The 13,264-nt window shown below is 66.6% G+C and carries 8 protein-coding genes and 1 pseudogene; 2 read left to right on the top strand and 7 right to left on the bottom strand.

Features of this window, described 5'->3' with window-relative positions; translation table 11 throughout:
* Nucleotides 1-435: 435 nt before the first annotated feature.
* From ABN273_RS35890 to ABN273_RS35860, 7 genes and pseudogenes are all read right to left on the bottom strand, one after another.
* Nucleotides 436-2,223, bottom strand: coding sequence for a putative Ig domain-containing protein (locus ABN273_RS35890; protein ID WP_349453546.1), 1,788 nt, complete (start codon nucleotides 2,221-2,223; stop codon nucleotides 436-438).
* Nucleotides 2,224-2,296: 73 nt separating this feature from the next.
* Nucleotides 2,297-4,633 carry a glycoside hydrolase family 95 protein gene (locus ABN273_RS35885; protein WP_349453545.1) on the bottom strand — a complete coding sequence of 779 codons (2,337 nt, stop codon included), beginning with the start codon at nucleotides 4,631-4,633 and terminating at the stop codon, nucleotides 2,297-2,299.
* Between the two features lie 40 nt (nucleotides 4,634-4,673).
* The gene (locus tag ABN273_RS35880) at nucleotides 4,674-6,335 is read right to left on the bottom strand and encodes a type 2 periplasmic-binding domain-containing protein (RefSeq protein ID WP_349453544.1); all 1,662 of its coding nucleotides are present in this window, start codon (nucleotides 6,333-6,335) and stop codon (nucleotides 4,674-4,676) included.
* A gap of 49 nt (nucleotides 6,336-6,384) precedes the next feature.
* Nucleotides 6,385-7,335 carry a carbohydrate ABC transporter permease gene (locus ABN273_RS35875; protein WP_349453543.1) on the bottom strand — a complete coding sequence of 317 codons (951 nt, stop codon included), beginning with the start codon at nucleotides 7,333-7,335 and terminating at the stop codon, nucleotides 6,385-6,387.
* Nucleotides 7,329-8,240 carry an ABC transporter permease gene (locus tag ABN273_RS35870; protein ID WP_349453542.1) on the bottom strand — a complete coding sequence of 304 codons (912 nt, stop codon included), beginning with the start codon at nucleotides 8,238-8,240 and terminating at the stop codon, nucleotides 7,329-7,331. Before ABN273_RS35870 ends, ABN273_RS35875 begins: the two co-directional genes overlap by 7 nt.
* A gap of 26 nt (nucleotides 8,241-8,266) precedes the next feature.
* Nucleotides 8,267-8,704, bottom strand: coding sequence for a beta-galactosidase small subunit (locus tag ABN273_RS35865; protein WP_349453541.1), 438 nt, complete (start codon nucleotides 8,702-8,704; stop codon nucleotides 8,267-8,269).
* 50 nt (nucleotides 8,705-8,754) lie between these two features.
* Nucleotides 8,755-9,285: pseudogene (locus tag ABN273_RS35860) on the bottom strand (sugar-binding domain-containing protein); the annotation flags it as partial.
* A gap of 128 nt (nucleotides 9,286-9,413) precedes the next feature.
* Between ABN273_RS35860 and ABN273_RS35855 the strand changes: the two are divergent.
* Together ABN273_RS35855 and ABN273_RS35850 are read left to right on the top strand one after the other, a co-directional pair.
* Entirely contained in the window at nucleotides 9,414-10,571 is a 1,158-nt protein-coding gene (locus ABN273_RS35855; protein ID WP_349453540.1) for a LacI family DNA-binding transcriptional regulator, read from the top strand.
* 215 nt (nucleotides 10,572-10,786) lie between these two features.
* On the top strand, nucleotides 10,787-13,210 hold the full coding sequence (locus ABN273_RS35850; protein ID WP_349453539.1) for a glycoside hydrolase family 2 protein: 2,424 nt from the start codon (nucleotides 10,787-10,789) through the stop codon (nucleotides 13,208-13,210).
* Nucleotides 13,211-13,264: the final 54 nt, after the last annotated feature.

Genomic DNA, 13,264 nt, shown 5'->3' with positions numbered 1-13,264 from the left:
AGAACACCGATTCACCCGATTCCAAAAACAAGACAAACGATGCTAAAGTGACTATTGAGGCGATTGCTTCCTAATAGTCACCGATTACGGGTGACCTTCTCAAACACCATCTCCCTGGGCGCGGCCCTTGAGTTTCGCGGCAGATCGAACGCGTATGAGCAACCATCGAGCATCCATCGGTCGGTGCGGCGTCCACGAGCCCGGTGAACCGCGCCGACGTTTGGCGGAAACCTCTCCGCCAAACCTCAGCGAACGCGGCGGCGAAACTGCCGGTGTGGGTCGTCTCAGCGCCTCGTCGGATTCTCATCGTTCCGTCGTTGGGATTGGCGCAGCACGGAGCATTCCCAGGTAGACGACACAAGCGAGCCGCCGCCCGTGCCGCCGCACCCGGACAGGCGCTCCAGCCGATGCGCATCGAACGCTTCGCCGCGGTACTCAGGCGGGGTGTCCGACGGTGACGGTGAGGGACTTGGTCGCCGTGCCCACGTTGTTCGTAGCCGAGACGGTGATCGTGTAGGTGCCGGGGACCTGCGGAGTTCCGGAGACCAGACCGGTGTTCTTGTCCACCGTGAGGCCCTTCGGCAGGCCCTCGGCGTTGAACGACGTCGGCAGCGCGGTCGCGGTGATCAGGTGGTTGAAGACCTGCCGGCCGGTGGCCGTGGCCTCGCCCGGGCTGGTGATCTGTGGCGCGACGGTGGCCGCGGGCGCGGCGGCGTCCAGGAATCTTAGATTGCGCACATGCTCGTTGACGAACATCGGGACTATGTCCGATTCCAGGTACCAGCCAGGCTTCCTCATCGTGTTGGCAATGACCGTGCCGTTGATCGCCAGGTTCTGGAAGGTGACGTTTTGGACGGCATGGTCGGCGTCGTAGCCGGCGATGATCGACATATTGGCGCGGGTGCCGTCGTACTTCAGGTTCCGGACGTACACTCCGTCGATGCCCCGGCCGACGGACGTGTTGTACTTGGCGTTGTACATCACCTTCATGTTGATGAGCTGGCCCCAGCGGAAGTCCTCCACCCGCACGTCCTGGATGCGGACGTTGCGGAGCAGGTTGCTGTCGCCCGGGTTGAGCGAGAAGCAGCCCTGGTAACCGATCTGTGGCTCGCGGTGGTCGAGGACGTCGATGTCGCTGAAGACCAGGTTCTCGATGATTTCCGGCTTGTCGGTGTTGCCGTGTGTGGCGATGTTCACCGGGTGCGCGACGTCGGCCCAGAGTGTGGAGTTGCGGACGACGATGTTCCGCACGTCGCCGAAGTAGTTGGAGCGGTGGCCGTAGATGGCGATGCAGTCGTCGGACGTCCGCAGGTACACGCCCTCGATCAGCACGTCCTCGCTGCAGAACACGTCGATGCCGTCGCCCCACTGGCCGGCGCTGTAGTGGTGGAGGTTGCGGATGGCGACCTGCTTGGACTGGCCGACCGTGACGGAGTAGCCGGCGCGCGGATTGAGCACCATGATGCCGTCGATCTCGATGTTGTGGGAGAAGGCCACGAGGGCGCCGGCGTAGTCCGAGTTCCACAGCACGCCCCGGCCGAGCAGTCGGGCGTTCTCGACCCCGTTGAACTCCACCCGGGCCTTCACCACGGCGCCACCGGCCAGGTAGACCGTCTTGCCGCTGGGCACCGTCACCACGCCGCCGCTGACCGTGTGGAGACCGGGGCCGAAGTAGATGACGTCGGGGTCGTCGGGCTCGGGCCGCTGCGATTCGATCGGGTTGGCGTGCAGCTGCAGGTTGTCGAAGATCTCGCCGTCGATCTCGATGGAGAGGTTGCGCGGTTCGGTGAGGGTGAAGCTCACCGTGTCGCCGTCCACCGCGTACTGGGTGCCGTACGACAGAGGACGTATCCGCGCGTTGCCGATGGCGCCCTTGGACGAGGTGACCGCGACCTCCACGGTGCCGCTGAAGTCGAAGGTGGCGACCGAGGAATTTTTGACGATTCCGCCCCCCGTCTTCTCGTTGACGATCTTCACCTGGGCGCGGTAGACGGGTACCGGCGTCCACTGGCCGTTCGGCGTGCGGGCCTTGACGGAGAAGCTCGCGTTGGTCGGGACACCGGCCGGGATGGGGTACACCACCAGCCGGTCGGCGACCTCGGGCCGGTCATCCGCTCTCGCGGTGCCGGTGATCGTGCCGATCAACGAGTACGCGGCGGCGGTGGCGCCCGCGGCCTGGAGTAATGTGCGCCGGGTCAGCCCGGTGCCTTGCAGGTCGGTCATGGAGAGGCCCCTTCGGGGGTGGATAGGTCACGTGAGTTCAGGGATGGGCGCGCCGATCGGGCTGTCGATCCGCTCAGGCGCGGGCCGTGTAACGACGTTTGGGCACGCCGTTCCAGGACAGGCGGAGGCGTCCGGGAATCGCTCCGCCGGCCTCGATATGAGGCACTCTGGTGCCGTCTTCGTCGACGACGTTCAGGGGTGGGGTGTCGCCGGGTATGTCGATGACCACTTGGCCGGGCCGGCCGACCGTGATTTCCGCGCCCACCAGTGTTCCCGCTCGCCAGGCGAGGTCGATCTGGTGTCCGCCGCGGCAGCGGACGCCTCGCACGGATCCGGTGGGCCAGCTCGTGGGCAGGGCTTTGAGCAGGCTGATGGCGCCCTCGTGGCTCTGCACGATCAGCTCGGTCATGCCGGCGACCGCGCCCAGGTTGCCGTCGATCTGGAAGATGTTGCCGCCGGGCCAGTCGTCATGCGGGTGCAGGTCGAGCAGCGACTGCGAGCTCAGCTCGCCGAGCAGGACCGCGATCGCCTGCTCGGCGAGTTCGGCGTCACGCAGGCGGGCGGCCAGGCAGAGGATCCACGCCTGGCTCCAGCCGGTGTAGCCGCTGCCATGCTCCAGCCGGTGACGCAGTGCCCGGCGTGCCGCCTCGAAGTGAGCGGGCGTGGTGGCTTCGGTGATGCGGGTGCCCGGATACAGGCCGTACAGGTGGGACAGGTGGCGGTGGCCGGGTTCGCGCGGGGGACGTTCGTCGTACCATTCGAGCAGCTCGCCGGTTGAGCCGATGGCGATGTCGCGCAGATTCGCCAGCGCTGCCCGCGCCCGCACGGCCAGCTCGGCGTCGTCGTCCTCCGAGGCGAAGCGCTGAGCCAGTCTGACATACCGCGACAGCGTCTCCCGCGCCAGCTCCTGGTCCATCGCCGAACCCTCGGACACGGCCGCGTAGGCCGGCGCACCGACGCGGAAGTGGTGCTCGGGCGAGGTCGAGGGGCTCATCACGAGCTCGCCCCGCTCGTCCGGAACGAGCATGTCCAGCGCGAATCGCGCCACCGATCGGAAGACGGGCAGGGCGATCTCCACGGCGAACGCGTCGCCGGCCCCGTAGTCGAGGTGGTCCCAGAGATGGGCCGACAGCCACAGGAGCCCCGAGGGCCAGTTGGCCCACTGGGGATCGCCGTGCACCGGTGTCGAGAACCGCCAGATGTCGGTGTTGTGGTGGACCACCGAGCCGCGGGCCGCGTAGCACCGGGTGGCCGTCGGCGCCCCGCTCTCGACGAGCTCACGCGTCAGCCGGAACAGCGGCTCGTGCAGCTCCTGCAGGCCGGTCGACTCCGCCGCCCAGTAGTTCATCTGAAGGTTGATGTTGGTGGTGTAGTTGCAGCTCCAACCGGGACGGACGTCGAGGTTCCAGATGCCCTGAAGGTTGGCCGCCTGCGTGCCCGGCCGGGAGCTCGAGATCAGCAAATACCGGCCGAGGTGGAAGAAGAGCTCCGCCCCGGCCGTCTCGGGCCCTGAGGCGGACAAGTCCAGATCGACCCGATCGAAGTAGCCGCGGTAATCCTCGCGATGCCGCGCCCTCAGCTTCGACGTCTCGATGGACAGGGCTCGGGCGACCCGGTTCTCAGCCTCGGCGGCGATCGATCGGAGATCCGCGCTGGGGCGCCGCCCGAAGCCTCGGAAGCCGCTCGCTGCGGCCGCGATGAGCCGAACCTCGCCGGGAGCGGCCTGGTGCACCGCCACGACGACGGCGAATCCCATACCGGCCGGAACTGTGCCCGTTCCGCCGGATTCGTCGGCCGCATAGACGACGGCGGGCTCTCTGTCCACGTAGTTCGGCAGCACGTGCGCGGGCGCCCGTCCGGTGGCCACCAGCCACCGGACGCCATCCGCCTCCCGCTGCGCGACCTCCACGGTCGGGTGCTCGGAGCGGAACGCGGGCAGCGTGACCTCGTCGCCGCCCGTGACCGACATCACGAGGACCCCATCGGGTGCCGAGACGAAGCTTTCCACCCGGACCCGCCCGTAGGCTGTACTGGCGACCGCCTCAGCCAGATCGAGCTCGCGGATGTAGCCGTCGAGCTGCCGGTCAGCGGCGTACTCCCACTCCAGCCACCCGAGCGGCTGGTAGGACTGGGTGTAGCCGGATCCCTGCAGGGAACGGGCGAGCTCGTCCGCGCGCAGGTCATCGCGCTCGCGGATCGCTCGCCGCAACTCAGGAAGCAGGCTCCCGGCGGGAGCGCTCGTCTCCGGGGCCGACGGACCGCCTGACCAGACGGTGTCGAGGTTGAGGTCGACGCGCTCGACCCCGGCTCGCCCGTACACCGCGGCTCCCAGGCTGCCGTTCCCCAGCAGGAAGGCGTCGTGGAAGACGGCGGCGGGCGCGGCCAGCCGGATGCGGTGGCGTTCGTCCATGTCGTTCCTTGGAAGTGCGTTGTATTACTGGGCGTCGTAATTACTGGGCGTCGTGGGCCTGCTGCTGGATCTGCAGGTATCGCTGCAGGCCGAGGCCGTTGAGGCCCTCCAGGTAGGCGGCCCAGTCCTGGTCGCTGTCGATGTTCTTCTTGCCGGTCACGAACTCCAGGTTGGACTGGGTCACGTAGTTCTGGATGTTGGTCTGCAGCGTCGCCGCCTCGCTCGCCACGTCGGTGCCGAGCCACAGGTTCCAGAACGGGAAGATCTGGTCCTTCGGCTCCTTGCCCTCATACACCTTGGTGGCCTCGTACAGCCTGCGCTCGTAGCCTTCCGGTTCGTAGATGTCGGTCGGCTGGACCTGGGCGTCGCGGAACGCCCTTGTGCTGTTGTACTGCGTGAGCGCTCCCCAGGCGGTGTTGGACGGCGGCGCATCCGGGGCGGCGGGAATCACCTTGAACAGCGGCTTCACGTCTTTGTTGAGCGCCACGTCGCCGCTGTCCGGCTTCTTCCAGTTCACGCCCTCCTTCCCGAACTCCCCCTGTAGGTGGCCTTCATCGGTGAAGATGTAGTCGAGCATCTTGATGGCGGCGATCTGGTCCTGCTCGGTGGCCTTGTTCGTCAGGACGAACGTGGCACCGGGGGTGCTGGCCGGGCGGTAGGAGGTATAGGCGACCCCATCGGGGCCCGTCAGCGGCGGCACCGCGTCGTAGTCCTCGTCCCGGCCGTCCTTCTGGCCGAGGGTGACCAGGATCGCCGGGTGCAGCACGGTCGCCGCTCCGACGATCACCGCGTCGGCGTTGTCGCCCTTGACCTTCAGCGCGTCCCGGTTCTGGGTGAAGGCGCCGGGGTCGATGAGTCCTTCCTTGTACAGCGAGGCGACGTAGCGCAGTCCCTCACGCCATTTGTCCTGCACGGGCTGGAACTGGACCTTGCCGTTGTTCCGCGCGAGCGTGGGGACGGTCGCCTCGCTGCTCTCCGGGTCGTAGATGAAGGAATTCATGAAGTACGGCAGGACCATGTCCACGGTGGAGGAGCTGAGCGGGATCTCATCGGCCTTGCCGTTGCCGTTGGGGTCCTTGGTTTTGAAGGCCTGCAGGACGGCGCGCATCTCCTCGGTCGTCTTCGGCGTGGACAGTCCGAGTTTCTTCAGCCAGGCCGTGTTGATCCAGAGCTTGCCCTGGTAGGAGCAGTGGAAGCAGTCGTTCCACTGGGGCAGGCCGTAGATCTTGCCGTCGGGTGCGGTGGCCAGGGCCTTGTAGGCGGGGTTGGTCTCCAGCGCCTTCTGGATGTTGGGGGCGTACTTGGCGATCAGGTCGTTGAGCGGCAGGATGACGCCCTGCTTGGAGAGCTTGAGCAGCTCCGGCCGGTTGAACTGGTCCACCCACGAGATGAGCAGGTAGAGGTCGGGATAGTCGCCGCTGGCCAGCGAGATCTGCCGCTTCTCCACCGCCGGGCCGGCGTCGTAGGTCGTTGTCTGGAACTTAAAATTGATCTTGAACTTGTCGCTGAGCAGCTTGGTGAAGTCGGACGCTTGCAGATCCTGATTGGCGTTCTGCGGGACGAAGACCGTGAGCTCGGTGGCTCCTGTCTGGCTCGCCGATGCGGCCGGCTTCTCGCTGGACGACGAGCAGGCAGCGATGGGCAGGGCGGCCAGCGACAGCGCGGCCAGCAGTGCCGCGCGCTTCCTGGGAAGGATGGACATGGGTGGTGCCTTTCGTGGGGTTGGGGGGTGACACGGGCCGGCCGCCTGGCTAGCCCTTGATCGCGCCGACCATGATGCCCTTGGTGAAATAGCGGGCGACGAACGGATAGATCAGCAGCACGGGAACCGTGGAGATGACGATGAGGGAGTATTTGAGCAGGTCGGCGAGCTGCTGGCGCTCCATCATGGTGGCGGTGTCCAGCGTGCCCGTCTGGGTGTTGAGGATGATCACGTTTCGGAGTACGAGCTGGAGCGGGTAGAGGTCGTCGCTCTTGAGGTAGAGCAGCGCGTCGAAGTACGAGTTCCACTGCTGGATCGCGTACATCAGGGCGACGACCGCGATCATGGGCTTGGCCAGCGGCAGCACCACCGACCACAGCACCCGCAGGCTGCTCGCCCCGTCGATCTCGGCGGCCTCGTAGAGCGATTCGGGAATGCTGTTGCGCAGGTAGGCGCGGGCGATGATGACCTGCCAGACGCCGATCGCCCCCGGCACGATCAGCGCCCACCGTGTGTCGAGCAGGCCGAGCTTCTGTACCACCAGGTAGGTGGGGATGAGGCCGCCCGCGAAGATCATCGTGAAGACGATGAACGCGGTGATGACGTTGCGCCCGAAGAAGTCCTTGCGGGAGAGCGGATAGGCGATGGCGATCGTGAGCGTAACGCTGACGATCGTTCCCACGACGGTGTAGAAGAGCGAGTTGGCGAACCCCGTCACAATCTGCGGATTGCTCAGCGCCACCTCGTAGCCCCGGATCGAGAAATCGACCGGCCACAGCCACACCCGACCGGATGAGACGGCGTTGGGGCTGCTCAAGGAGCTGGCCACGATGTAGATCAACGGCAGGAGGACGACCGCGAGGAAGGTGACGAGCAGCACATAGACACACACCATGAAGAGGCGGTCGACCCCGGAGTCCTTGACCCGGGTGGAACGGTGGCGGGCCTTTTCTTTCGGCTCGTTCTTTCGCGCGATCTGCAACATCGTGTCGGTCACCACAGACCACTCCCGGAAACACGCTTGGCGGCGAAGTTGACCGCGATGAGCAGCAGCAGATTGATCACCGAGTTGAACAGACCCACTGCGGTGGCCTGGCTGAAGTCGGCGTTCAGCAGCCCGACCTTGTAGACATAGGTGGCGATGATCTCGGATTTGCCGAGGTTGAGCGGGTTCTGCAGGAGGAACGCCTTCTCGAACCCGACCGCCATGATGTTGCCGACACCGAGGATCAAGATGATGACCGCCGTCGGCATGATGCCGGGGATGTCGACATGGATGATCTTCTGCAGGCGCGTCGCTCCGTCGACTCTCGCAGCCTCGTACAGGCTGGGGTCGATGCCTGACAGGGCGGCCATGTAGACGACGGCTGAATATCCGGCCGTCTGCCAGATGTCACTCCACACGTAGATGTGCCGGAAGTAGTCGGCATCGCCGAGCAGGTTGGGCGCGTCAACGCCGAAGAATCCGAAGCCCCTGTCCATGAGGCCGATCCGCGGCGACAGGATCAGGATCACCATGGAGACGACGACCACGGTGGAGATGAAGTAGGGCGCGTAGGTGACCATCTGGACCGTCCGTTTGAAGGAACGCAGCCGGACCTCGTTGAGCGCGAGCGCCAGAATGATCGGGATAGGGAAGCCCGCCAGGAGGAAGTACACCGACAGCAGGAAGGTGTTCTTGACGAGATTCCAGAAGACGGGATTAGCGAAGAACGCCGAGAAGTGCTTGAGGCCGACCCACTCGCTGCCCCAGATCCCGTCGACGACGTTGTAGTCCTTGAACGCGATGACGGCGTTCGTCATGGGGATGTACTTGAAGATCACGAAGTAGGCCAACGGCAGGACGATCAGCAGGTAGAGCTGCCAATAGCGGTGGAAGCTCCGTTTGGCGGCACGCCACCCCATCGCGGTTCTCCTTTCGGATTCGTGCGTCACCGCACCTGGGCGAGGCGGACCAGGAGTGAGCAGACGTGGGGGTACAAGCGGTGGGCCGGCCATGCGTCGGGGCCACATGACGCCGAGCCGAGCCCGTAGTGGGCGATGTCGAGGTTGAGCCAGAGTCTTCCGTCCGGCACCAGGTCGGTGGTGTGCCGGGCCGCGTCCAGCGCTTCGCTGGTCCAGGGCCGCAAGGTCACGTTGACGCCGGAGGGTGCGGTGATGCGCAGCCGCTCGCCCGACTGCCAGGAGACCTCCGCGAATCGGACGGCGCTGCGGTTGCCGTTCTCCTGCGGGCAGACGTAGGGGGTCTGCAGCTCGGCCACCGTGGCGCGGTGACGGCCGAGACGGGCCGCCAGCCGGCTGTCGCGATAATTCTCGCCCGGGCCGAGGCCGTACCAGTCGAGCGTTGCGTCACCGCCCGGGAGCCCCATTCCCCCTCGCTCCTGAGCATCCCGGTATACAGCCGCGGGGTCTCGGTCGGCAGCCTGCTGCCGGTGCCCCAGCCGAGCTCCACCCCGTTGAGCCAAACCGTGAAATGCGAGTCCACGCCTTCGAACCGCAACACCCAGCCCGCGCCTTCGGGCCTGTCCATCTCGAAGGTCCGGCGGTACTCCCCAGTGGCGTTGGCGTCCGGGACGTGCGGCGGATCGATCGGGAACGGGTAGATCTGATTGGTGTACGCGGGCCTTCCGAACCGCGCCTGCCCGTGATCAAGAAGGTTGCCCTTGTGGTCGCGAAGGCCCTCCATCTGCCAAGAGCCTGGCACCCGCAGCACCGACCAGGCGGAATCGTCGAAGTCAGGGTTCTCGAAGCCGTCGCTCATTTCCCGAAGGCTGGGAGCCAGGTGAAACATCCAATCACCATCGAGGGAAAGGGCGCGGGCGCTGCTGGCTGAGCTGGCACGGGGTTTCAGCCGGCCCGCGCCTGGCTCGAAGGAGGAGACGTTACGGTCTGCTTCGCTGGAGGACAACGTTTTACCGTCCCATTGGAAGACGATGGACAGGATTCGCACGCTCGCCCGTTACCTGGTAAAACGACCCCTCGGGCAGTGAGAGCGCTGGGGCGCAGCCTCGCCTAGTGCCGTGGCGCAGGTTGTGGGAGCGGGGGACCAGTGTTGTGAACGTCCACGAAGCAGATACCGTGAACGTTCACGACTTTGGCGTGAAACACAACCTAAACATCGGTGGTTTTCCTGTCAATAGTCAGGGTCCAGGCGCGGAGCCGCATGTGGGCGCGGGCGGCGATGGTTTGTGGCCCTGTTCCGTCAGTACCATCGGTCCAAGCAACGAGCCAAGGACGGCGATGGCGAAACGTGTGACGATCAACGATGTGGCCCAGGCCGCCGGGGTCTCCCGGCAGACCGTGACCCGGGCCATCAACGACATGGGAGAGATCAACGAACAGACCAAGCAGCGCGTGCTGGAAGCCTGCCAGCGGCTCGGATACCGGCCGAGCCGGTTCGCCCGCAACCTGGTCGTGCGGAAGAAGACCCGCGCGATGGGCTATTTGGTGGCCTCCTTTCGGAACCCGTACTTCACCGAGATCGCCGGCGACCTGCTGAACACCGCGGCCGAGCGCGGCTGGCACGTGGTGATGGCCTCGACGGAGACGGAGGACGAGGCGAGCGCGCTCGACATGCTGTCAGGTCAGGTGGACCTGTTCGTCGGGCACTTCGCCCAGGACGACGACGACCTGGTCAAGGCGAGCCGCGGCATCCCGCTCGTGGTGTTGGAGCGGACCGGCAGCCTGCCCGGCATGCACTCGGTCGAAGTCGACATCCGCGAAGGCGTGCGTGACGCGATCGAAGCACTGCATGGCAAGGGCGCGCGGCGCATCGGCATGATCGATTCCGCCTACTCCCTGCGCACCTCCCCCACCTATACGCCTTCCCCGCGGCGTGAGTACTTCGAGGAGTTCGCCGGGGCCGGATCGGCGGACATGGTCGTCATCGGCGAGGAATCGATGGCCGGGGGCGGCCGGGCGTTCGCCGAACTCGTTGGCGCTCATCCGGACATGGACGCGGTGCTGGTCTTCAACGACCTGATGGCGATCGGCGCGGTGCAGGCCTCGCACGCGCTCGGCATCGACGTGCCCGGTCAGGTGCGGATCTGCGGCATCGACGGTCTCACCCTGGGCGAGGCGGTGCATCCGACGTTGACGACGATGTCCATCGATCGCCACGCGCTGGTGAGCAACGCGCTGGACATCGCCGACGCGCTCGCCGCCGCCGACTTCGCCGAGTTGCCATCCATGCGGCGTACTGTGCGCCCACGCATGCTGTGGCGCGAATCCGCTTGACGCCCACTCATTGACACGTGGGCACCCGCTCTTTACGGTGAGGTTTCACGGATAAGCCGTGAACGTTCACGAATGATTCGTGAACGTTCACGGCACTCCATGATCCCCCTCGGAGAGTTGTTCATCGTGCCCTTGCCCTCCGCCACACCTCGTCACCCGCATCGGGTTCGCCCACAGGTGCGCCTGACCGCCATCAAGGCCGGGACAGACGCGTCATGATCCGTCGAAGGGAGCTCATCAACAGGGCGTGGAAGTTCGCCTATGGCGACCCCGCCGGCGCGGTCGCCGAGGACTTCGACGAAGGAGACTGCTACGACGTCGGCCTGCCGCACTCCTTCGGCATCCCGTATTTCATGGAGACCGGCTTCTACGTCGGACGCGGCGTCTACCGGCGGGTCCTCGACGTACGTCCCGAGGATCTCGGCAAGTATCTCGCGCTGGAGTTCCAGGGTGTCTTTCAGGACGCCGAGGTGTACGTCAACGGCAGGCAGGTGGGCCGGCACCTCGGCGGCTACACGGCCTTCGTGATCGACATCTCCACAGCCGTACGCGCCGGGGCCAACCAGCTCGCCGTACGGGTCAGCAACGAATGGAATCCACGGCTGGCGCCCCGCGCCGGAGAGCACACCTTCAACGGCGGCATCTACCGCGACGTCGCACTGATCGTGGCCGAGCGCACGCGCATCGCCTGGTACGGCACGTTCGTCACCACCCGGCGGCTGCGGGACGGAGACGCCGTCATCGAGGTGGCCACCGAGCTGGTCAACGACGGCGGCGTGGACTTCGAGGGCGACCTGACCGCCGAGATCCGCCTGGCCGGGGAGCCGGTCCTGCGGTTGAACCAGAGCGCGTCGGTGCCCGCCGGAACCACGAGCACGTGCCGCCAGGAGTTCACCCTGCCTCAGGCGCGACTGTGGCATCCCGACACGCCGCACCTCTACACGCTGGAGCAGCGCCTGATCCAGGACGAGCGCTGCCTGGACGAAGCCGTCACCACCTTCGGGGTACGCACCGTCGAGTTCACCGCCGACAAGGGCTTCTTCCTGAACGGTGAATACCTGCCGATCCACGGCGCCAACGTGCACCAGGACCGCGCCGGATGGTGCGACGCGGCGACCCACAGCGGCATCCGCCGCGATGTGGCGCTGATCCGCGAGTGCGGCATGAACTTCATCCGCGGCTCGCACTACCCCCACCACGAGCAGTTCGCCGCCGAGTGCGACCGCCAAGGCGTGCTGTTCTGGTCAGAGCTGTGCTTCTGGGGCATCGGCGGCGACAACGTCGAAGGGTTCTGGACCGCCAGCGCCTACCCACCGCACGAGGCCGACCGCGCGGAGTTCGAGGACAGCTGCCTTCGCGCGATGACGGAGATGATCCGCGTCAACCGCAATCACCCCAGCATCATCGCGTGGAGCACCGGCAACGAGGTGTTCTTCAGCGACGACGAGGTGATCCCGCAGGCCAAGGACCTGACCCGGCGCCTGGTCGAGCTCGTGCACGACCTCGACCCCACCCGGCCGGCCGCGGTGGGCGGCGCGCAGCGCCGCGGCTTCGACGAACTCGGCGACGTGGCCGGCTACAACGGCGACGGGGCGTCCCTCTACCACAAACCGCCGTGGCCCAACCTGGTCTCCGAGTACGGCAGCATCATCGAGGACCGCCCCGGCACCTACGGCCCGCGCTACGCCCACGGCGTCGAAACCCCGCACGCCTGGCGGTCCGGCATCGTGCTCTGGTGCGGCATCCACCACGGCAGCATCGTGCCCGACATGAGCCGCATGGGCTTCATCGACTACCACCGCCTCCCACTGCGGTCCTGGTACTGGTACCGCAGCCAGCTCCGGGGCATCGAACCGCCCCCGTGGCCGCTCCCCGGCACCGCGACCGCCCTGCGGCTGAGCGCCGACCGCATGACGATCGCCACCGACGGCACCGACGACGCTCAGATCATGGTGGAACTCCTCGACGCGTCGGGCCACGTCGTCGCCGACGAGCGCCCGGTGCGCATCGAGGTCGTCGAGGGCGGCGGCATCTTCCCCACCGGAACCTCGATCACGCTGACCCCCGGGAACCGCGGCCTGCTCGACGGGGTCGGCGCGATCGAGTTCCGCTCCTACTTCGCCGGCCCGAACACGCTGCGGGCCAGCGCGGACGAACTGACGCCGGCGGAGCTGACCATCGAGGCCGTCGGCGGGCAACGGTGGCGTGGCCAGCCCCGCCGCCTGCCCCCCGGCCCGCCCTCGCTCTCATCCGTGCCCTCCTCCGACGCCCCACGCCTGCTGTCGGCCAAGCGGCCCGTCTTCAGCAGCGGCTCGACCGCCGACCGTCCGGCGCACCTGATCACCGACTACTCCACCGGCGAGGGCTGGGTCAGCGCCACGAACCAGCCGGGTGCCTGGATCCGCGTCGACCTCGAAGGCCTGTGGCGAGTCGACACCGTCACAGTGCTCCTCGGCGAACCGGACGCCGTGCCGTACCGGCTGGAGGTCTCCGACGGCCAGGCCATCGAGGAGGTGGCCACCGGCACCACCGAGCGGCGAATGTCCTTCGACCTGCGAGGCCGCGCCGTACACGCGGTGAAACTCGTGTTCCCGGAGGCTCCGGCCGAGATCAAGGAGGTGCGAGTCCACGGTCGCTGACCACCCCCACCATCGTTTCGTATCTCACTGGTTCCCAGAACCCCTGAAGCACCG

It is taken from the genome of Nonomuraea sp. B19D2, from assembly GCF_040137845.1.
In the GTDB taxonomy this organism is placed as follows: domain Bacteria; phylum Actinomycetota; class Actinomycetes; order Streptosporangiales; family Streptosporangiaceae; genus Nonomuraea.
This window is presented reverse-complemented; position numbering and strand designations above follow the sequence as displayed.

Bases quoted from the DNA above. Each gene is read 5' to 3' on its own strand.
- ABN273_RS35890 (WP_349453546.1), bottom strand. From the start codon at position 2,223: ATGACCGACCTGCAAGGCACCGGGCTGACCCGGCGCACATTACTCCAG.
- ABN273_RS35885 (WP_349453545.1), bottom strand. From the start codon at position 4,633: ATGGACGAACGCCACCGCATCCGGCTGGCCGCGCCCGCCGCCGTCTTC.
- ABN273_RS35880 (WP_349453544.1), bottom strand. From the start codon at position 6,335: ATGTCCATCCTTCCCAGGAAGCGCGCGGCACTGCTGGCCGCGCTGTCG.
- ABN273_RS35870 (WP_349453542.1), bottom strand. From the start codon at position 8,240: ATGGGGTGGCGTGCCGCCAAACGGAGCTTCCACCGCTATTGGCAGCTC.
- ABN273_RS35865 (WP_349453541.1), bottom strand. From the start codon at position 8,704: ATGGGGCTCCCGGGCGGTGACGCAACGCTCGACTGGTACGGCCTCGGC.
- ABN273_RS35850 (WP_349453539.1), top strand. From the start codon at position 10,787: ATGATCCGTCGAAGGGAGCTCATCAACAGGGCGTGGAAGTTCGCCTAT.